Annotated in this window: 25 protein-coding genes; 9 read left to right on the forward strand and 16 right to left on the reverse strand. The window is 27.9% G+C overall.

Translation table 11 applies throughout. The features are described 5' to 3' along the window. Positions 1-412 precede the first annotated feature (412 nt). Genes cysN through ACERKK_RS03505 form a run of 7 tightly spaced genes read right to left on the reverse strand, consistent with a single transcriptional unit; the run spans position 413 to position 6441 of the window. Positions 413-1870 carry a sulfate adenylyltransferase subunit CysN gene (gene cysN, locus ACERKK_RS03475; RefSeq protein WP_373771690.1) on the reverse strand — a complete coding sequence of 486 codons (1458 nt, stop codon included), beginning with the start codon at positions 1868-1870 and terminating at the stop codon, positions 413-415. 1 nt (position 1871) lies between these two features. Continuing rightward, positions 1872-2786 carry a sulfate adenylyltransferase subunit CysD gene (gene cysD / locus ACERKK_RS03480; RefSeq protein ID WP_373771691.1) on the reverse strand — a complete coding sequence of 305 codons (915 nt, stop codon included), beginning with the start codon at positions 2784-2786 and terminating at the stop codon, positions 1872-1874. Positions 2787-2803: 17 nt separating this feature from the next. Then, on the reverse strand, positions 2804-3511 hold the full coding sequence (locus tag ACERKK_RS03485; RefSeq protein WP_373771692.1) for a phosphoadenylyl-sulfate reductase: 708 nt from the start codon (positions 3509-3511) through the stop codon (positions 2804-2806). 8 nt (positions 3512-3519) lie between these two features. Beyond that, positions 3520-3750, reverse strand: a complete 231-nt coding sequence (locus ACERKK_RS03490; RefSeq protein ID WP_373771693.1) for a DUF2061 domain-containing protein — start codon at positions 3748-3750, stop codon at positions 3520-3522. 44 nt (positions 3751-3794) lie between these two features. After that, a complete protein-coding gene (gene cysK, locus ACERKK_RS03495; RefSeq protein WP_373771694.1) occupies positions 3795-4727 on the reverse strand; it encodes a cysteine synthase A in 933 nt (310 codons plus the stop codon). Positions 4728-4745: 18 nt separating this feature from the next. Beyond that, positions 4746-5159: an Rrf2 family transcriptional regulator gene (locus ACERKK_RS03500; protein ID WP_373771695.1), complete on the reverse strand. Its 414-nt coding sequence runs from the start codon at positions 5157-5159 to the stop codon at positions 4746-4748. 13 nt (positions 5160-5172) lie between these two features. Continuing rightward, positions 5173-6441, reverse strand: coding sequence for an O-acetylhomoserine aminocarboxypropyltransferase/cysteine synthase family protein (locus ACERKK_RS03505; protein WP_373771696.1), 1269 nt, complete (start codon positions 6439-6441; stop codon positions 5173-5175). A gap of 195 nt (positions 6442-6636) precedes the next feature. On the opposite strand from ACERKK_RS03505, the gene ACERKK_RS03510 reads away from it, so the two are divergent. Then, positions 6637-6957, forward strand: a complete 321-nt coding sequence (locus tag ACERKK_RS03510) for a cupin domain-containing protein (protein WP_373771697.1) — start codon at positions 6637-6639, stop codon at positions 6955-6957. 9 nt (positions 6958-6966) lie between these two features. Next, a complete protein-coding gene (locus ACERKK_RS03515) occupies positions 6967-8196 on the forward strand; it encodes an NAD(P)/FAD-dependent oxidoreductase (RefSeq protein ID WP_373771698.1) in 1230 nt (409 codons plus the stop codon). A 254-nt stretch (positions 8197-8450) separates the two neighbouring features. On the opposite strand, the gene ACERKK_RS03520 is transcribed toward ACERKK_RS03515, so the two are convergent. From ACERKK_RS03520 to ACERKK_RS03530, 3 genes are all read right to left on the reverse strand, one after another. After that, positions 8451-8726: a type II toxin-antitoxin system YafQ family toxin gene (locus ACERKK_RS03520; protein WP_373771699.1), complete on the reverse strand. Its 276-nt coding sequence runs from the start codon at positions 8724-8726 to the stop codon at positions 8451-8453. Further along, entirely contained in the window at positions 8716-8970 is a 255-nt protein-coding gene (locus tag ACERKK_RS03525) for a type II toxin-antitoxin system prevent-host-death family antitoxin (protein WP_373771700.1), read from the reverse strand. Before ACERKK_RS03525 ends, ACERKK_RS03520 begins: the two co-directional genes overlap by 11 nt. A 69-nt stretch (positions 8971-9039) precedes the next feature. Continuing rightward, positions 9040-9864, reverse strand: a complete 825-nt coding sequence (locus tag ACERKK_RS03530; RefSeq protein ID WP_373771701.1) for a hypothetical protein — start codon at positions 9862-9864, stop codon at positions 9040-9042. 165 nt (positions 9865-10029) lie between these two features. On the opposite strand from ACERKK_RS03530, the gene ACERKK_RS03535 reads away from it, so the two are divergent. Beyond that, entirely contained in the window at positions 10030-10404 is a 375-nt protein-coding gene (locus ACERKK_RS03535) for a hypothetical protein (protein WP_373771702.1), read from the forward strand. Positions 10405-10445: 41 nt separating this feature from the next. Here ACERKK_RS03535 and ACERKK_RS03540 read toward each other — a convergent pair whose 3' ends face one another. Next, complete coding sequence (locus ACERKK_RS03540) at positions 10446-10646, reverse strand: hypothetical protein (protein ID WP_373771703.1); 201 nt, start codon at positions 10644-10646, stop codon at positions 10446-10448. Positions 10647-10784: 138 nt separating this feature from the next. Between ACERKK_RS03540 and ACERKK_RS03545 the strand changes: the two genes are divergently transcribed. After that, the gene (locus ACERKK_RS03545) at positions 10785-11468 is read left to right on the forward strand and encodes a lysophospholipid acyltransferase family protein (protein ID WP_373771704.1); all 684 of its coding nucleotides are present in this window, start codon (positions 10785-10787) and stop codon (positions 11466-11468) included. Here the strand turns inward: ACERKK_RS03545 and ACERKK_RS03550 are convergent. Then, entirely contained in the window at positions 11455-12279 is an 825-nt protein-coding gene (locus ACERKK_RS03550; RefSeq protein ID WP_373771705.1) for a bacteriohemerythrin, read from the reverse strand. The two genes, ACERKK_RS03545 and ACERKK_RS03550, sit on opposite strands and share 14 nt — an antisense overlap. Positions 12280-12403: 124 nt before the next feature. On the opposite strand from ACERKK_RS03550, the gene ACERKK_RS03555 reads away from it, so the two are divergent. Continuing rightward, on the forward strand, positions 12404-12763 hold the full coding sequence (locus ACERKK_RS03555; RefSeq protein WP_373771706.1) for a hypothetical protein: 360 nt from the start codon (positions 12404-12406) through the stop codon (positions 12761-12763). A 20-nt stretch (positions 12764-12783) separates the two neighbouring features. Here the strand turns inward: ACERKK_RS03555 and ACERKK_RS03560 are convergent, their stop codons facing one another. Further along, positions 12784-13941, reverse strand: coding sequence for a multidrug effflux MFS transporter (locus tag ACERKK_RS03560; RefSeq protein ID WP_373771707.1), 1158 nt, complete (start codon positions 13939-13941; stop codon positions 12784-12786). Between the two features lie 9 nt (positions 13942-13950). Further along, on the reverse strand, positions 13951-14373 hold the full coding sequence (locus ACERKK_RS03565) for a MarR family winged helix-turn-helix transcriptional regulator (protein WP_373771708.1): 423 nt from the start codon (positions 14371-14373) through the stop codon (positions 13951-13953). A gap of 175 nt (positions 14374-14548) precedes the next feature. Between ACERKK_RS03565 and ACERKK_RS03570 the strand changes: the two genes are divergently transcribed. Genes ACERKK_RS03570 through ung form a run of 3 tightly spaced genes read left to right on the forward strand, consistent with a single transcriptional unit; the run spans position 14549 to position 18256 of the window. Then, positions 14549-16195 (forward strand): acetolactate synthase large subunit, encoded by a 1647-nt coding sequence (locus ACERKK_RS03570; protein WP_373771709.1) that lies wholly within the window; start codon positions 14549-14551, stop codon positions 16193-16195. 19 nt (positions 16196-16214) lie between these two features. Then, entirely contained in the window at positions 16215-17606 is a 1392-nt protein-coding gene (locus ACERKK_RS03575; RefSeq protein ID WP_373771710.1) for an aldehyde dehydrogenase family protein, read from the forward strand. A 2-nt stretch (positions 17607-17608) separates the two neighbouring features. Beyond that, a complete protein-coding gene (gene ung / locus ACERKK_RS03580; protein WP_373771711.1) occupies positions 17609-18256 on the forward strand; it encodes a uracil-DNA glycosylase in 648 nt (215 codons plus the stop codon). A 31-nt stretch (positions 18257-18287) separates the two neighbouring features. Here ung and ACERKK_RS03585 read toward each other — a convergent pair whose 3' ends face one another. Continuing rightward, complete coding sequence (locus ACERKK_RS03585; protein WP_373771712.1) at positions 18288-18686, reverse strand: PAS domain-containing protein; 399 nt, start codon at positions 18684-18686, stop codon at positions 18288-18290. A gap of 10 nt (positions 18687-18696) precedes the next feature. Continuing rightward, positions 18697-19932, reverse strand: coding sequence for a methyl-accepting chemotaxis protein (locus tag ACERKK_RS03590; protein WP_373771713.1), 1236 nt, complete (start codon positions 19930-19932; stop codon positions 18697-18699). Between the two features lie 235 nt (positions 19933-20167). On the opposite strand from ACERKK_RS03590, the gene ACERKK_RS03595 reads away from it, so the two are divergent. After that, positions 20168-20815, forward strand: a complete 648-nt coding sequence (locus tag ACERKK_RS03595; RefSeq protein WP_373771714.1) for a Crp/Fnr family transcriptional regulator — start codon at positions 20168-20170, stop codon at positions 20813-20815. Positions 20816-20853: the final 38 nt, after the last annotated feature.

The following is a 20853-nucleotide window of genomic DNA, read 5'->3' on the forward strand; positions in this document are numbered from 1 at the left end:
CGCTGATAATACTGCAGGGTCCCCTTGTGGAAACGTAGGCCGCTGCTAGTTTTGAGTATTTATTACAAAGCTTAGCTGAAAACATTTATTGTGTTTTTAGCTAAGCTTTTTTTTTAGCCCATTTTTTATTACTTTATATTTTTCTTTTATTCTTTTTTAATACTATTTATTTGCCTTATATGGCTTCTTTATTTTTTACTTACAAATTCTTTAGTATTATGTTTATGACTTGATTTGCTCTATTAGAGGGCTTGTTTTACTATATTTTTTAAGATTGTTCGAATTATTTGTAGTGTCTATGAGGATAAAATTTAAACTAATTAAATTGTTTGAATTTACTTTTATGAAGAATAATTTAGAACTAGATGTCAGAAATGACATCTAATTCATTTTGTTATATTAATATAAACTATTAAATAGCTTTACAATTCCATTCTGGATAGTTTCTTCTAATTAATTCATTTAACTCAATCTCTGCTTGAGTATAAGTTTTTTTCTCTTCTTCTAAATGTGCAAAACCATCAACAGAAGATACAATCATACCAGCACCAACTGTAGCGTTAGTATATTTATCAATAATAATAAAACTACCTGTATATCTATTTTCATGGTATGGATCTACAGCAATATCTCTATCAAGTGAAAGTGTAACTTTTGCAATATCATTTAACTCTAATGTATCAGTATTAATCTCTTCAAATGTATTAATATTCTTTTTAAATTCAATGTTATTAAATGCTCCATTTAATACAGATGTTGCTCTTTTAATAATATAGTTTTGATTTAAAGCTAATGGTGTTTCATCCATCCATACTACCATTGCTGATAAGTGATTTGATACTTTTGGAATATCAGTAGATTTTACAATCATATCCCCTCTTGAAATATCAATTTCATCTTCAAGTGTAATTGTTGTAGCCATTGGTGCAAATGCTTTATCAATAGTTTCAACTGTTTCATCTTTTCCAATTGGTCTTAAATCTTTAATATTATTTGATACTATTGATTTAACCTTAGATGTTTTTCTTGAAGGTAATACAGTAATTTCATCACCAACTTTAATTGAACCACTTGCAATTGTTCCAGAGAATCCTCTAAAGTTTAAGTGAGGTCTTACTACATATTGAACTGGTAATCTAAAAGATTCAGACTCTTTTTTGTGAATATCTACAGTATCAAGTAATTGCATTAAAGGAAGACCTTTATACCATGAACATTTTGGTGAAACTGTAAGAATATTATCTCCATCTAATGCAGAAAGAGGAATAAAGTCAATATTTAAATCTTGATAATGAGGAAGATTTGGAACAATTTCCTTATAATCTTTTTTAATATTTTCAAATACTTCTTGTGAGAAATCAACTAAATCCATTTTATTAATAGCAACGATTAGGTTTTTAATACCTAATAATGAAGCGATATAAGAGTGTCTTTTAGTTTGAGTTAAAATCCCTTGTCTTGCATCGATTAAGATAATAGCTACGTCTGCTGTTGAAGCTCCTGTTGCCATATTTCTTGTATATTGCTCATGACCTGGAGTATCTGCGATAATAAACTTTCTTTTATCAGTTGAGAAGAATCTATAAGCAACATCAATAGTAATACCTTGTTCTCTCTCAGATGCTAAACCATCAACTAAAAGTGCTAAATCAATTTTATCACCAGTAGTACCTGATTTTTTAGAATCTTTTTCAATAGCTGCTAATTGATCTTCAAAGATCATCTTTGAATCATAAAGTAATCTTCCAATTAAAGTTGATTTACCATCATCTACTGAACCACAAGTAATAAATCTTAATATCTCTTTATTCTCATGTTCTTTTAAATATGCTTCTATATTTTCTGAAATTAAATCTGATTGATGTGCCATACTAAAAATACCCTTCTTGTTTTTTCTTTTCCATTGATGCATCACCATCACTGTCGATTAATCTTCCTTGTCTTTCACTTGTTGTACAAACAAGCATTTCTTGAATAATCTCTGGTAATGTTGTAGCTTCTGATTCTACTGCACCTGTTAATGGGTAACAACCTAATGTTCTAAATCTAACCATCTCTTTTTTAGATGTTTTTCTTAACTCTTCAGGAACTCTTTCATCATCTACCATGATTTTTGTACCCATATATTCTACTACTTCTCTCTCTTTTGAGAAGTATAAATCAGGAATTGGAATACCTTCTAAATAGATATATTGCCAGATATCTAATTCTGTCCAGTTTGAAATTGGGAATACTCTAATTGATTCACCTTTAGTATGTCTTCCATTATAAATATTCCAAAGTTCTGGTCTTTGAGATTTTGGATCCCATCTATGGTTTTTATCTCTAAAAGAATAAATTCTCTCTTTTGCTCTTGATTTTTCTTCATCACGTCTAGCTCCACCAAAAACAGCATCAAACTTTTGCATATCAAGCATTTGTTTTAAACCTTCTGTTTTCATTACATCTGTATGTAAAGCACTTCCATGTTCAAAAGGAGAGATATTCATCTCAATACCTTTAGGATTAGAATAAGTAATAAGTTCCATACCAACTTCTTTAGCTCTTCTATCTCTAAATTCAATCATCTCTTTAAATTTCCATTTAGTATCTACATGTACTAATGGTAAAGGAGGAGGAGCAGGGTAGAATGCTTTTTGTAAAATATGAAGCATTACAGAAGAATCTTTCCCTACTGAGTAAAGCATACCTGGGTTTGAAAACTCAGCTACTACTTCTTTCATAATATGCATAGATTCAGCTTCAAGCTGTTTTAGATGTGTTAATCTTTCTTGACTTATTTCCATTTTTTTCCTTTGTTTCTTTATTTCTTGTGTAACCCACACTCTTTGTGTTCAGGGTTTTCCCACCACCATCTACCAGCTCTAATATCTTCACCTTCTTTTACAGCTCGTGTACAAGGTGCACAGCCAATACTTGGGAATTCTTTATCATGAAGTTTATTATATGGAACTTTATTTTCTTTTATATAATTCCAAACATCTTCTTCTGACCAGTTGATAATAGGGTTGATTTTAATTACATCAAAATGAGCATCATATTCAACTAAAGGCATTTGTACTCTTGTAACACTTTGAGATGCTCTTAATCCTGTAACCCAAATATCTAAACCTTTTAATGCTCTTTTTAAAGGTTCTATTTTTCTAATACCACAACAGTTTTTTCTTTTTTCAATACTTTCATATTGTCCATTAACACCTTGTGTTTGGTATAATTCTTGAACAGAATTTTCATTTGGAAAGAAAACATCAATTTTAATATTATATTTTAAATTTGTTGCATCCATAACATCATATGTTTCAGGATGTAATCTTCCTGTATCTAATGTAAATATTTTTGCTTCTTTATCTTCTTTTAGTAAGATATCAGTTAATGCTTGATCTTCTGCTGCTAAGCTTGAACTTAAAGCTATTGTACCTTTGTACTCTTTTAAAAAATACTTTATAACATCTTGTGCAGAAGAGTTTTTAAATTGTTCATTTAATTTATTTGCTAATTCTATTTTGCTCATATTTTTACCTATATTTGATAATCATTTTCTTCTGGTTTTACTCTACCTAATGATATTTTATTCCAAGCACGCTCGTGGAAGTAATAAAGTATCATTTTTGTAACAACTTCAATTGAACCAATTGACGCTGCCATCATTAAATTTCCTGTAATAAAATATGAGATAATGATTGTATCAAGAGTTCCTACTGTTCGCCAAGAAATTGTTTTTACAACAGATCTGTAAGCTTTTTCATGCATATTATTTCTTCCTTATATTAAAGGACTTACGATAACGAAGAGTTTTACTCTTCGTCATAGTCGTATAATCCAGAACTTAAGTATCTTTCCCCTGTATCACATAGAATAGTTACAATTGTTTTACCTTTATTTTCAGGTCTTTGAGCAATTTGATCAGCAACTAATGCATTTGCACCTGCTGAAATTCCAACTAATAAACCTTCAGTTTGAGCTAAAACTCTTGAACTTTCAATTGCATCTTCATTTGATACTTGAATTACTTCATCATAAATCTTAGTATTTAATACATCAGGAACAAATCCAGCACCAATACCTTGGATTTTATGAGGACCTGGTTTTCCACCACTTAATACAGGTGAAGCTTCTGGCTCAACTGCAATAATTTTAATATCAGGATTATGTGCTTTTAAAACTTCACCAACACCTGTAATAGTTCCACCTGTACCAATTGCTGCAACAAAGATGTCAATTTTCCCATCAGTATCTTTTAAAATCTCTTGTGCAGTTGTTTTTCTATGAATTTCTGGGTTTGCTAAGTTATTAAATTGTTGAGGAACAAAAGAATTTGGTGTTTCTTCCGCTAATTCAGCTGCTTTATCAATAGCACCTTTCATACCTTTTGCAGGTTCAGTTAATACTAAATCAGCACCTAAAGCTTTTAATAATCTTCTTCTTTCAATACTCATTGAAGATGGCATTGTAAGGATTAATTTAATTCCTAAAGCAGCACAAATTGATGCTAAAGCAATACCAGTATTTCCACTTGTTGGTTCAATAACAATTGTACCTTCTTTAATTAATCCTTGCTCAATAGCAGTATTAATCATATTTGTACCAATTCTATCTTTAACTGAGTGTGATGGATTCATAAATTCACACTTTCCTAAAACCGTAGCTTCACTTCTATTACTTGCACCTTGTAATTTTACTAAAGGTGTATTTCCTATTAACTGTGTTAAATTTTCTGCATAGTTCATTTTTTCTTCCTTTATTTTTTATATACTGTAATGTAAAAATTCGTTATATTTGTCTTGATATTCATCTAACTTAGCTAGATTAACATCAAACATTTTTTTTATACTCTCTTTTGATTCATCAAAAAAGATATTTAAGATTGGATTCTGCGTTTTTGAATCTATTATTTTTATATCGTCTTCTAAAGCTATTAAAATATCAACTATTTTTATATCTTCTGCATCTTTTGCCAAGATGTAACCACCTTTAGCTCCTCTTATACTTTTTACTAATTGGGCACGTCTTAACTTACTTAGTAATTGTTCTAAGTAATTTTGAGGAATATTTGCATTTGAAGATATCTCCTTAATTTGCATTGGAGTATCTTTTTCATGTTTACTAAGTTCGTACATGGCTGTTAAACCATATACTCCTTTTGTTGATATTAACGGCATTCTAGATTATTCCTTAATTTAACGCTTGTTCTAAATCTGCTTTTAAATCAGCTGTATTTTCTAAACCGATTGAAAGTCTTACTGTTACTGGATTAATTCCTGATGCTGCTAACTCTTCTGGACTCATTTGAGAGTGAGTTGTTGATGCAGGATGTGTAATAAGTGATTTACTATCTCCGATATTTACAACTACTGAGAATAGTTTTGCACTATCAATTACTTTTTTTGCTTCTTCATAAGTTTCAACATCAAAAGAAATAAGTCCTGATGCTTTTCCACCTTTGAAATATTTTTGTGCTTTAGCATAATATTTATCAGACTCTAATCCAGGGTAGTTAACTGCTTTAACTTTTGGATGAGCTTCTAAAAATTTAGCAATTTCTAAAGCATTATCAGAGTGTCTATCTACTCTTAAGGCTAAAGTTTCTAATGTTTGAATTAGTAACCATGAGTTATGTGGTGATTGTGCAGCACCGATATCTCTTAATAATGATAATCTAATTCTTAAACAGAAGTTTGGTAATGGAACATCTGTATATACTAAACCATGGTATGAAGTATCAGGTTCAGTAAATTCAGTGTATTTTGCACTATTTTCTTTAAAGAAATCAGCTAATCCATCTCTTTCAACAATAATACCACCAATTGTAGTACCTTGACCATTTACATATTTTGAAGTTGAGTGAACAACTACATCAACACCCCATTTAATTGGATTAAATAAAGCTGCTGTTGCAACTGTATTATCACAAATAGTTAAAACACCATTTCTTTTTGCAATTTCAACAATTTTTTCAACATCAGCAATTGCAATTTGTGGGTTTGATAATGATTCAAAGAAAATTGCTTTTGTTTTATCATCAATTTGTTCTTCTAAATCACTTGCATCTTCACTTCTGAATACTTTTGCAGTAATTCCAAATCTTTTCATAGTATGAGTTAATAAAGTAACTGCACCACCATATAATTTATCAGAAATTAAAACATTATCACCAGCTTGCGCAACATTTGCAACAGCATAAAAAATTGCAGATTGTCCAGATGCAACACAAATTGCAGCAGCTCCACCTTCAAGTTGTGCAAATCTTTGCTCTAAAACATCAGTTGTAGGATTTGTCAATCTTGTATAAATTGGTCCTAATTCTTTTAAAGCAAATAAATTCGCTGCGTGTTCTGAATCTCTAAAGGCATATGCAGTAGTTTGAGCAATTGGTACGGCCATAGAACCATAACCCTCTTTCTTGTTATATCCTCCATGTACTGCAATTGTTTCGTTTTGCATTTTCTAATCCTTATTTTTAATTTATGTGAAATTATAGAATATTTTTTAATCAATGTCAAGTAATTTGATTGTAATTAGCTAAAGTCCCTATAAAAAGGCTTTTAAATAAATCTTGATAAAATTAGTTGTGTATGATTAATCTAATTAAGTGATATTAAGATAAAATCCCATTATATAATATATGTAGGAATATTTATGGATAAAAATAAGTATAACTTTTTTGATAAAGTGACAGTAGATAAAGAAAATGAAATCTTTTTAAAAATATTCGAAAATAATAACATAAAAATAGAAAAAATTGTTTCAAATGGGCAAATATCACCAGAAAATTTTTGGTATGAGCAAAAAGAAAACGAATTTGTTATGGTACTTGATGGTTTTGCTATTTTAGAGTTTGAAGAAAAAGAAATAGAATTGGCTAAAGGTGATAGTATAAATATACCTGCTTTTGTAAAACATAGGGTAAAATACACTTCAAAAAAAGAGTCAACAATATGGCTTGCAGTATTTTATTAAGGTAAAGATTTGAAAATAGCAATAATTGGAGCAGGGGCTGCTGGGGTAATGGCAGCAATTACTGCAAAGAGATTAAATAAGAATATACAGATTGATTTGTTTGATGCAAACAAGGGAATAGGAAAAAAAATATTAGCTTCTGGAAATGGAAGATGTAATATCACAAATAGTGTAATTACTTCAAAAAACTATTTAGGTGAAAATACAGAGTTTGTAAACTTTGCACTTAAAGAGTTTGATTTTAAAGCTTTTGAAAAGTTTTGTAAATCAATAGGTTTATTACTTGATGTAAAAGAAACAAATAAAGTATATCCTTTATCAAATGAAGCAAAATCAGTTACAAATCTTTTATTATTAACATTAGAATCTCTAAGTGTAAATATCTATTTAGAATCACTTATTACAAGTATTGATAAAAATGATAAGAAATTTGATATTAAAACAGATGAAAAAGAGTACAAATCTTATGATAAAGTACTTATTTCAAATGGTTTAGGCGCAGCTCCACAACTAAATGCAAATGAGTCAGGTTTAGATTTTGCATCAAAGTTTGAGCATAGTTTTAATCCTACTTATCCATCTCTTGTAGGTTTACATACTGATGTAACTTATCATAGTCGTATGCAAGGCGTAAAAAAAGAGTGTAATGTATCACTATTTATCAATGGAAAAATAGAACAAGAGATATTTGGAGATGTCTTATTTACAAAATATGGTGTTTCAGGTTTCGCAATACTTGATATTTCACAAGTAGCAGCATATAATCTAAGTATGTACCAAGATGTAAAAATAGCAATTAACTTCTTTCCAAAAGTAAATAGAAATGATTTAGCTGACCAAATTCAAAGTTTATTTAAAAGTTTAGCAAATGAAAAAGCTCTTGATATTTTAACTGGAATGATTTCAAATAAAATCGCACCTGTATTATTAGAAGTTTGTAAAATTGATATAAATACAAAAGCAGGTGATATAAATGCAAAACAAATAAAAGCAATATCATACCAACTAAATCAATGGAAACTAAAAATCACAGATACACAAGGTTTCGGTCATGCAGAAGCAAGTGGTGGTGGAGTTAGAGTTGATGAAGTTGATCATAAAACTTATGAAAGTAAAAAATGTAGAGGTCTATACTTTGCAGGTGAGGTTTTAGATATCGTAGGAAATAGAGGTGGATTTAATCTGCACTTTGCATGGGCGAGTGGGTATTTGGTTGGGAAATCACTAGGCAAAAAATAATAACTATAAACTAGCCACTTTTGTCAAATTTCTGCGTTGTCAAAAAAATTAACTTACTCACTTACTTCTAGTAAGCTCCTAAGCTAATTTTTCTTCCGCCTTGAACTAGAACAAAATTGACTAATTTCTAGCTATTATTAATGAAAATTTACACCCCAGAGGTTGAATCTCCACTTTTGAATCCAATTTCTTACGTTTACTTGAATTTCGGAAGATGGTACTAAATTATTGAGAATTTTTAAATAATAAAAACTTTAATAAACATCATCATAAGTCCCAATATCAATAGGTATTATCTCATCATCTTTAATAATAAAATCTATAATAACTCTATATTCCATATTTATTGAAATAGAGTGAAAGTCATTTAATTTACCTTTTAGTTTGTGAAGTCTTAGACTTGGATGATAGGGGTCTTGTTCTAATATAAAAATACATTTTGCATATCTATCTAAGATATCAGGATGTTTTTTGAAGAACTTCTTTAATTTCTTTTTATACTCATCTGTTATGAGTAGTTTATAGCTCATTTTTTAATTCTTCAATATGCTCTTTAGCACTTTGAGTTTTATAGTTACCTTTTTCTATATCTTGCATTGTTTTGATATATGCAAGGTCAAGTTCATTTGCTCTTAATTTTTTATATCTTTCAATATCAATAACAACAAATTTATTCTTTCCTCTTACATTTATAATTAATTCATCAAATTTATTAAGAAGTGTTGAAAATATTGAAACACCTTTTGTTTTTACTTCATTTGCATTTATCACCATTATAGTATCCTTAATAGTACTTTTAAAAGTATCATATATGTAAAGTATAATTTGTCAAAGTTTAAAATTTTAATTTTCCACAATCCCACTCATACAAGTAACTTCAACTCCTTGTTTCCTCCAAGCTTTAACAATCTCAAGTAAACCAATACTATCACTTGGCATATGAGGTGCTATGATTATATTTCCTATATTTTGCTCAATCACTGCTTTTTTCACATCTTCTGGCACATGCATAGCTATGATAGTTCCAACACCTGCTTGGAAATATGACTTATATACATCAACTCCACCGTTTGTTCCTCCTGCCATTAGCACTTCGATTCTTCCTGCATAGTCGTCATTTGAACCAACTCTTATGATTGGTTGTGCAACTTTTCCTTGGTAATACTTCCATGATTTTAATTCATCAATTATATCTTTTAGTTTTGTTTCTGGTTTATCTAAAAATGCTTTATTTAGTTTGCTTTGTACTATCTCTTCTGTTATAAAATCAGCTGGAATATGGATATTTAAATAAGGCATATTCATAAGTCTTGCTGCTGAACTTACACGGTCATAATTTGAAGCATGACTTCCTAAATCTATACTTGCTTGTTGCTTTTTTAAAGCTTTTTGAGCTTTATTTATAGGAACTCCTGCTTTTACCATTCTTTGTATTTGTACATCCATAACTTTTGCAAAATCTACAATACAAGAGTCAGCTTTTGGATGATGAGATACTACACAATCATATCCAAGCTGTTGGGCTAATAATAACTCAGGAGTTTCCATATCAATACCAATAAGGACTTTTTTTATATTTTTACCTTCTACTATGATATTTGTATCATAAGGCATTTTGTCTAATTTTGCTAATTTTAAAGCTGTGTTCATTAGTTTATTTGTATTCATTTTATCTTTTCTTTTTTCCTTATAGGATAAAGTTTAAATATTAAAAAAAGCTTAAATTTAAAAAATAGCTAAAAAAGTCATAGTCAAAAGTTATTATTTGCTCTATAATTAAATAAAAGAAACTGTTTATTTCAATTTTAGATGCTAAATATGAAAGGATTAGTTATGAAAAATGGAATTTATTTTGCACTCATACTTTTTCTGGGTGTAATGGGATATATTGTTGTAAATTCTTTATACAATCAAGGTGACTTTATGTTAGCAGGAGTTGTGTTTTTAATAGTTAGTGTGGTTATATCCGTACTTACTTCACACTATAAACGAAAACATAATCTAGTTCCTGTACAAAAAATCATTAACTTTACATATATATCAGTATTTGCAATCTATGGGCTCATAATTGGTTTATCATTAGTATATGCACCATTTTATGAATTTTCAATTGCTAGTATGGGGGGAATTTTATTCTTATTCGCAAGTTTTATTCTTGTAATTGGGTTATATATATTTATGAAAAGAAATGTGATTAGAGAGTTCTAATGGATTAATATCTCTAAGTATAACTTAGGGATATTAGCTTTTTAAAATCTTTGTTTTAAGATTTGCAATTTTTTTATCTTATCAAATTCAAAAACAATAGTTTGTGTGTGTAAGAAATACTTATCTTCTTTTTGTATTAATTTTAGTGGTTTTATATTTTTGTAATCTTTTTTTTCATAAATAAAACTAATAAAGTTTTTTTCATTTACTGCTTTATCTAAAAATCTTAGTTGAATATTCATATTTTATCTCTTTAATATTTATAAATATCATTATATCAATTTTACTTAAGTAAGAAGAGTTTTTCAATCTAATTTAAAAATATATTTGGATAGAATTCGATTCTTATACACTACAAATAATACTACATAGGACACGAATTGAATTTTAGATTAATTTCTCTTGCTATATACTCTACATATTTAACAAATAAATTTGGAATATTACTAAAAAAAGCAAAAACAACAAACCAAAAAATGCAACTAAGAAATGAGTATGCAAAAACACTTTTTAAAAAACTAAACATTACATTAGAGATAAAAAACAAAGAAAAAATACCACAAGATGGAAAATATTTATTAATATCAAATCATAAAAGTATTATTGACCCACTAATAGTAGAACTTGCACTTGAACAATCAAATATTTATGGACATTGGATCGCTAAAAAAGAGTTATATAACTCTTTCTTTTTTGGTTTATTCACAAGAAATGCAGGTTCAATTCTTTTAGATAGAGAGTCAAAAAATATGTCATCTTTTTTTAAAGATGTAAAAGATGTTGTAAAAGAAGGTCATTCTATATTTATATTTCCAGAAGGAACAAGAAATAAAGAAGATATTCCAATTTCAAACTTTAAAGAGGGTGCAAGACTTATTGCTTTAAAAAATAGATTACCAATTTTACCTGTATATATTAAAACAAATGCAAACGTAGTTTTAAAAGAGGCTATTAATAATAAAGCTCAAAATCTAGTTATCCAGATTGAAATAGGTGATATTATTGAGTATAAAGATAAAACACCATTAGAAGATAACTATAAAAATATATTTAGTTTGTCTTAGAAACCCAATACATGATTTTTCTATCTTCTTGTAGAATATGCTGAACAAGTGTAATATCAATAAGTTTAGCTAATTCTTTTTCAAATAAATCTATATCAAGTTCAGTTATTCTTTTCACAAATTCATTCATATAGTTAATGATATTTTGGTGAGATTCTTGCTGTTCTTTTAGTTTTGGATAATTGATTTTTTTCATAAAATCTTCTTCATGTTGAAAATGAACTTTCATATAGTCATATAAATCAGCAATAATAGTTTTGATTTTTTCATTTCTTTTATTATCATCTACAACTTCAAAAGCCTCTTTAGCTATATCAAAAAGTTGTTTATGTTCATTGTCAATTCTAGTATCTCCAACACTATATATATCTTTCCATCCAAATGATTTTCTTAATTCTTCTAAAGACATACCCCATAATTGAATTTTTTTATCTTCTACTATAATATGTTTTACAAAATACTCTTCAATAAAATCTGATAATTTTTTTTCTATTTCTTTAATATCTAAACTATTTAATTTACTAATTAATGTAGTAAGCATTGCAAGCATTTTTTTATGTAGTTTTTTATGATTTTCATAGTCAGGATAATCAATTGATTGCATATATTCTTGTTCATGATGAAAATGGCTACCAACATAAGTGAAAAGTTCACTAATTATCTCTTTTAATTTTTGTTTTTCATTTTCACTATTTTTGAGTCTATTTACATTTATAGCTTTTCTTGCAACAGCAAATAACTTTTGGTGTTCCATATCAATTTTTAGATTTCCAATATTGTATTCTGATTTCCAAATAATATTATCTTGCATGATTAATCCTCTTCTCTTAGCAAGAGTATATATTAAAATTTATTAAATTAGCTCTTTTTACTGTACATCTTTTTAGAATTATGGTATATAGTACGTAATTTACTTATATAATTAGGGAAGAGTTATGGATACAACTGACAAAGAGAAAAAATTAGTTCAAGATGAATCAAATGTGAATGTTGCATTTTATGTTCATTTAAAAGAATATAATAATAATGTAAGAAAAGAATTGAAAAAAAGACTTGAGGAAGTATTTTTCTTTTCAAAAGGTGTAAACTGGAAATTTGATAGTTTTGGTATTGAAAAAGCAGGTTCAAGACATACAGATGTATTAGGATATTTTATTTTTAAAACATCAAAAGTTGAAAAATTAAAAAAACTATTTATTCAAGAGTTTGCTGATTACGAAAATGCATCTAAAATTACATTTTCTATTGCAAAATACAAAAAAGTAGAAGAAACATTCTTTGAAATTGATGTATAAAAAAGAGATTTCTCTCTTTTTTATTTTTGTTTATAAGTACTCATAATTATAAAAGCTACTATTGAAATAATTGTTATACTAACTCCAATAGGTAAAAATGTTTGACTATGAAACATTAATGCAACTGAAGATATCAAAGCACCCATTCCAAACTGTAAAACTCCAATTACTGAAGAAGCAACACCAGCATTTTTAGGAAAATATTCCAAAGTTAAAGCCATACAATTTCCAAAAACAAATGCCATTACACTCATATAAGAAGCAATTAAAATAACAGTTAAAAATAAAGAAATATTTTCATAATTTAAAATTAGCAAACTCCCTGCAATTATTTGAATAAAAAGAGCAAGTTTTATTAAATCTGATTCTTTAAAACTTTTTAATAAAAGTATATTTACTCTAATCATTAACATTAAAACTATAAAGTTTATACTAAAAAAGAAAGGAAAATAGTCTGTGCTTATATTAAAATATTCAATATAGATAAATGAAGATTTAGCAATAAGGATAAAAAAACCTGAAAAACTAAATGCTAGTACAAACATAACTTTCATTGCACTTTTATGTGTTAGTACAATTTTGAATGATTCTAAAATATTTTGTTTTATATAAACATAACTTTCATCAAAATCTTTATATATAAAAAAAGCAACAAGTGTTGAATAAACTGTTAAAAATATAAAAATAGCTTCCCATGAATAAAAATGAATAATAAATGAACCAATAGCAGGTGCAAGTAATGGTGCTAAACTTCTAACTGTTCCTATTAATGAGAAAACTTTTGCGGCTTCTTTCCCATGAAATCTATCTCTAACAGCAGCAGAAGCATTTACTACTACAATTCCACCAAAAAATGCTTCAATAAATCTATAAATCCATAATTCATAAATAGATGTACTAAAGATAATAACAAAACTAAATAAGGCAAATCCTAAAAGTCCAAAAACAGAACTCATTTTTCTTCCATATCTATCAGAAATAGGACCACCAAAAATTTGACCAATTGAAAAACCAATTAGAAAAATAGATAATGATAATTCAACTTTTTCAATACTAACACTTAATGAACTTGCAATATCTGGTATAGAAGGTATATATGTATCTATTCCAATAGGAGCAACTGATGATAAGATTGCTAATAAAACAATAAGATAAACATGATTTATTGATTTTCTCATAAAAAATACCTATACATTCTTAGTGATTTTTTCTAATAATGAAAAAAGCATTTTTATTTCATCTTTATTTAAACTTTGACTTAATTTTTCTCTATATTCATAAACACTTTCTTTACTCTCTTCTAATACTTCTTCTGCTTTTTTTGTAAGTTTTAGTATATTTACTCTTTTATCATTTTTAATTTCACTTTTTGTAATTAAGCCTTTTTTTTCTAATGATGTTAAAGATCTACAAATAGTTGTTTTATCTTTTCCTAAAATTTGTGCAATTTTTGTTTGATTAATATCTTTATCATTTTGAATAATCTCTAATGTAGCTCTTTGTTCAGGTGCAATATTGTAATTATTTAAAACTTTATTGAAATCATTATTTAATTTATTTGCTGTTTGACTTACTTTAAAAGCTATTGAATTTTGTAATTTATATTTCATAATATTCCTTTTAGTTGCATATGCAACTATTGCATATACAACCTTTTAATGTTCTTAAATAAATTCTATTTATTTCTATTTTTTTTATTAAATATGTTATATTAGAGGAGTTAAATTGTTAAAGGTTAAATTAGGAAGAAGATTAGAAAATATTATCAAATATGGAGTGAATATAATGAAGACGTCAGAATTATTTATAAAAGCTTTAGAAAATGAGAATGTTGAGTATATTTTTGGTATTCCAGGTGAAGAGAATTTAGATTTCTTAGAAGCACTTAGAACATCAAATATTAAACTTATTTTAACACGTCATGAACAAGCAGCTGGATTTATGGCTGCTACTTATGGACGACTAACAGGAAAAGTAGGGGTGTGTTTATCAACCCTAGGCCCAGGTGCTACAAACTTTGCTACAGCTGCTGCTTATGCACAACTTGGTGGAATGCCAATGTTAATGATAACAGGTCAAAAGCCAATTAAAAAATCAAAACAGGGAAGATTTCAAATTGTTGATATTGTAAGAATGATGAGGCCTATGACCAAATATTCAAAACAAGTTGTAAATGGAAACAATATTCCCTCAATGGTAAGAGAAGCATTTAAAATCGCAACAACAGAAAGACCAGGTGCTGTTCATATTGAATTGCCAGAAGATATTGCAGCTGAAGAAGTTGAATTTAATATTTATGCGGTAAGGGATTTTAAATATCCAAAAGCAGAAAAAGATACAATTTTAGATGCTGTAAAAATGATAGAAAAAGCAAAAAGACCTCTTTTATTAATAGGAGCAGGTGCAAATAGAACAAGAATAGGAAATGCATTAACTAACTTTGTAAATGAAACAGGTATTCCTTTTTTCTCAACTCAAATGGGAAAAGGCGTAATTGATGAAAATCATAAACTCTGTTTAAGTACAGCTGCTTTATCAAAAGATGATTTTATCCATTGTGCGATTGAGAGGGCTGATTTAATTATCAATGTTGGTCATGATGTTATAGAAAAACCACCATTTTTTATGGAAAATAAACAAGATGCCACAAAAGTGATACATGTGAACTTTTTCCCAAGTGAGGTAGATGATACTTATTTCCCACAATTAGATATTGTAGGTGATATTGCATCAAATATAAGTAGTTTAACAACTGCTATTTCTCCTCAAGATGATTGGGAATTTGATTACTATAAAAGAATGGTAGTAGAAATTAAAACTCATTTAAATAAATACTTTGGAGATAATCGTTTTCCAATATTGCCTCAAAGAGCAGTAAGAAGTATAAGACAGATATTAGATGAAGAAGATATAGTAACACTTGATAATGGAGTATATAAAATATGGTTTGCAAGAAATTATAGATGTTCAAAACCAAATACTCTTTTATTAGATAATGCACTAGCCACAATGGGTGCAGGACTTCCTTCTGCTATGGCTGCAAAAATGGTAAATCCAGATAAAAAAGTAGTAGCTGTTTGTGGTGATGGTGGATTTATGATGAATTCACAAGAACTAGAAACTGCTGTAAGACTAGGACTTGATTTAACTGTAATTATTTTAAATGATAACGCCTATGGTATGATAAAATGGAAACAAACAGGAATGGGCTTTGATACATTTGGACTTGATTTAGGTAACCCTGATTTTGTAAAATACGCACAATCTTATGGAGCATTTGGATATAGACCTAAATCTTGTGAAGAGTTTGAGCAAATATTAGAAAAATGTGTAAACTCAAAAGGTGTTCATTTAATTGATTTAGCAATTGATTATTCATTAAATCATGCAATATTAAATGAATTATTAGCAAAAAAAGAGTGTTTATTATAAAAAATAGAAAGGAATAAAAATGAATAAAATTGAAGTAACATCACCATATGATGGAAAAGTTGTAGGAACAGTACCTTTTAAAACAGTTGATGAAGTAAAAGAAGCAATTGATTTAGCACAAAAAACTTTTTTAGATCATAAAAATCATTTACCAAAATATAAAAGAGTTGAAATACTTGAAAATGTAGTGAAGATAATGAGCTTTCAAATTGAAGAGCTTACTAATCTTTGTGCAAGTGAAGGTGGAAAACCTTATATTGATTCAAAGGTAGAAATACAAAGAGCTATTAATGGTGTTAAGTTAGCAATTGAACATTTAGGTGCTTTTGAAGGAAAAGAAATAGCAATGGGACATACTACAAGTTCTGCTAATAGAATGGCTTATACTTTTAAAGAACCAATTGGAGTAGTTGCTGCAATTTCTGCTTTTAATCATCCTTTTAATTTAGCAGTCCATCAAGTAATTCCAGCACTTGCTGTTGGTTGTGCTGTTATTATAAAACCAGCAACTCAAACACCAATGTCTGCTATTAAATTGATAGAAATATTAAAAGAGGCAGGTTTACCAAATGGTTGGGCTCAAGCAGTAGTTTGTAATAGAGAAGCGGGTGAGTTATTAGCTACAAGTCCTAAGGTTAATTTCTTAACATTTATAGGTTCAGGAAAAGTTGGATGGTATTTAAATTCTAAAGTAGCAGATGGTACAAGAGTAGCCTTAGAACATGGTGGAGTTGCACCAGTTATTGTTGAAAAAGATGCAGATATAGAAGAACTAATTCCTGCTTTATCAAAAGGTGGATTTTATCATGCAGGACAGGTTTGTGTATCTGTTCAAAGAGTTTATGTACATGAAGATATAGTAGATGAGGTTTCAAGTAAATTAGCCATTAGTGCATCAAAGCTTATTGTTGGTGACCAAATGGATCCTAAAACAGAAGTTGGTCCTTTGATTAATAATGATGAGGTAAATAGAGTTGAGAAATGGGTAAATGAAGCAGTACAAAAAGGTGGAATAATTTTAACAGGTGGAAAAAGAATAAGCGATTCTTGTTTTGAACCAACTGTTATAGTAAATCCTTCTGATGATGCTTTGGTTTCAACAAAAGAGGTATTTGGTCCAGTTGTTTGTATCTACTCTTATAATAATATAGAAGATGCAATTAATAGAGCAAACTCATTAGAAGTTTCTTTTCAAGCAGCAATCTTTACAAAAAATATAGATACAGCATTACATGCAGTAAAAAGATTAAATGCAACAGCCGTAATGGTAAATGATCATACAGCATTTAGAGTTGATTGGATGCCTTTTGGTGGAGCAAAAGCTTCAGGACTTGGGCTTGGTGGAATTTTAAACTCTATGGAAGAGATGAGTAATGAAAAATTAATGGTAATTAAATCAAAGGTACTATAAGAATGACTTGGAATGATTTTTTCAAAGAAGAAGAACAAAAAGATTATTATAAAAATTTAATAAAACAAGTGAATGAAGCATATTTAAAAACAACAGTTTTCCCTGTAAAAGAGAAAATATTTAATGCTTTTGATTTAACACCTATTTCAAATTTAAAAGTAGTTTTATTAGGACAAGATCCTTATCATGGTTTTGGACAAGCTCAAGGTTTAGCTTTTTCAACACCTAAAGAGATTAAAAATCCTCCATCAATGAAAAATATAATAAAAGAGATAGAAGATGATTTACAAAGAGAATCTTTTTGCAATGATGGAGATTTAACTCCTTGGGCAAAAGATGGAGTTTTATTAATAAATGCAATTTTAACAGTTGAAGAATCAAAAGCAAAATCTCATCATAAGATGGGATGGGAAATATTTACAGATAATTTAATTAAATTTATTTCCTTAAACTGTAAAGATGTAGTATTTATTCTTTGGGGCGGAAGTGCTATCAAAAAAGAAAAAATCATTGATAACTCTAAGCATCATATTTTAAGTGGAGTGCATCCAAGTCCTCTTTCATCATACAGAGGTTTTTTTGGTTGTAAGCATTTTTCAAAAACAAATGAGATTCTAAACTCATTAGGTAAAAAAGAGATAAACTGGTAGTTTATTTTAGATAAAAAAAAGAGAAGTTTTACTACTCTTCTCTTTTCCACTCTTTGTAAAGTTTTTCATGTTTTTCTATTTCTTCTCTTGATGGTTTTCTTCTACAAGATAAGTAACCTTTACTTCCATCAGAAGATTCAAAAGGATAAACAGTAGCATAAACCCAATAGTAACCACCAGAAGCAGTATTGTTTTTTACATAACCAGTCCAAATATTTCCAGATTGAACTGTATCCCATAAAGATTTAAATGCTTTTTTTGGCATATCAGGACATCTTACCATGTTATGAGGATTACCTACTAACTCTTCAAGTGTATATTCCGCAATTTTACAAAAGTCTTCATTTGCAAATTTTATTATTCCTTTTGAGTCAGTTTCACTAACTAAAAAAGCATATTCATCTAGAACTGTTTCTTGTGCGTTTGCCATTTTCTAATCCTTAATTAAATTGTTTGCTTTTAGCATTGTTTACTAAATCAACTGAGATACTAGATACTTCTTTTGCCATATTTAATACACTATTTGATTCATTTGCATTTTCCTGAGTAACTCTATCTAACATAGTAATTACATCATTAATTTGCTCAATTCCAGTCATTTGCTCTTTAGATGATGAAGAAACATCATCAATAATATGAATAGTTTCAGAGATATGTTTATTTAATTCTTCATATCCTTCTATCATTTTATCAGAGATTATTTTCCCTTCATTTGCTTTAGAGTTTGCATTTTCAACTAAATTTTTAATCTCTTTAGCAGCTTCTGAAGATCTTGAAGCTAGATTTCTTACTTCTTGTGCAACAACAGCAAAACCTTTTCCAGCTTCACCAGCTGTTGCTGCTTCAACAGCTGCGTTTAGTGATAAAATATTTGTTTGGAAAGCAATTTGATCAATTACATTAATTGCATCATTAATAGCTGTTACTTGAGTATTAATCTCATCCATAGATGTTGCAGTTTTTGTTGCAAGATTTTGTCCATTTGAAACAGAAGTTTTAACTGTTTGTCCAAGACTTGACATTTTAACTGCATTTTCTGCATTATTTCTAGTAATTGAAGTAATCTCTTCAACAGCTGCTGCTGTTTCTTCTAAAGATGCAGCTTGTTCATTTGCTTTGGCTGCAAGATTATGCATAGATGAAGACATATTATTAGCATTTTCTTCTAACATTTTTCCATTATTTAAATCTTTTTTAGCCATATCATTTAGAGTATTTCCTAAAGTATTAATACTATTCATAACTTCAAGCATATTATCTTGGATTCTAGGATTTATTGTAATTCTAGTTCTATAATCATCTTGTGAGTAAGAATTCACTGTATCTTTTACAGAAGTAATATCTTTTTCAACAGTATTTAGCATTTTATTTATTGTTGAACTTAATGTTGTAATCATTGGGTTTTTTGTTTTAGAATTAATTCTATATTTATAAATACCTTGTTCAACTTTATCAAGAGTTAAAACTGTTTCACCCATTACCTTCATATCATCTTTGATTTGGGCATCAGTACTATGAATTAATTTATTCCATTCTTTAAACATAGCATCAACTTTTGAATTTCCTGTAGATTCAATATATTCGAATTCATTTCTTTTATATTGAACAACTTCAATAAATTGTCTAAAATAATTATCTATTATTTCTAACTGCTTTGATGATACTGAGCCAAACATGTAAATCCTTTGATTTTAAAAGTTGGCGATTATAACATAAATATATGAATAAATGAATAAAATTTTCATTTTTATAATATAAAAAATTGTTTTAGTTATAAATAAAAATATATTTTATAAGTTAAATTTGATTAATTTTAAAATTCAAGACAATAATTGTCTTATTTCAATTTACTTTTACTTTTTTGTCATAAAATATAACAATATATTTATACTTTACTAAAGAGGATGGCTTATGGATACAATAGGCTTAGATGATTTTAGTTTTTTTTCTTTTTTAAAAGAAGAAGATTTACTTAGATTAAAAGAAATTTCAATAAAAAAACAATATAACAAAGGTGAGATACTTTTTTATAAAGGTGACAAGCCAAGATATTTACATCTTTTAATAAAAGGTATAGTAAAACTTTATACTTATGATTATAAAGATAATGAAGTAGTTATTCATAATTTATTAGCTCCTTCACTAATAGCTGAAATTGCAAATTACGAAGAGGTATGTTTTCCTGCAAATTGTGCTTTTGAAACTAATGCAGAAGTATTACTAATTGATTATGAAAAATTTAAAGAAGAGTTTTTATTAAAACCTGAAATATCAATGTTTTTTATAAAATCTTTAACAAAAAAAATTAAATTTTTAGAGAACTTTATTTCGTACAATATTTCTTCTAATAGCATAGAAAAAATAGCAAAGTTTTTATATGATAATGAAGAGATATTAATTAATTTAAAACAAGTAAAAATTTCTCAGATACTAAATATTAGAGCAGAAACTTTTTCTAGAAAATTAGCTACTTTAAAAAAAGAGGGAATTATTCAAAATGAAAAAGGTTATATAAAGATATTAGATCATAAGAAATTAAAAGAGTTAATAACTAACTAGAAAGTAAAATTCAGTTTTGAATTTTACTTTCTAAATCA

This window comes from Poseidonibacter sp. (genome assembly GCF_041821165.1).
GTDB lineage: Bacteria > Campylobacterota > Campylobacteria > Campylobacterales > Arcobacteraceae > Poseidonibacter.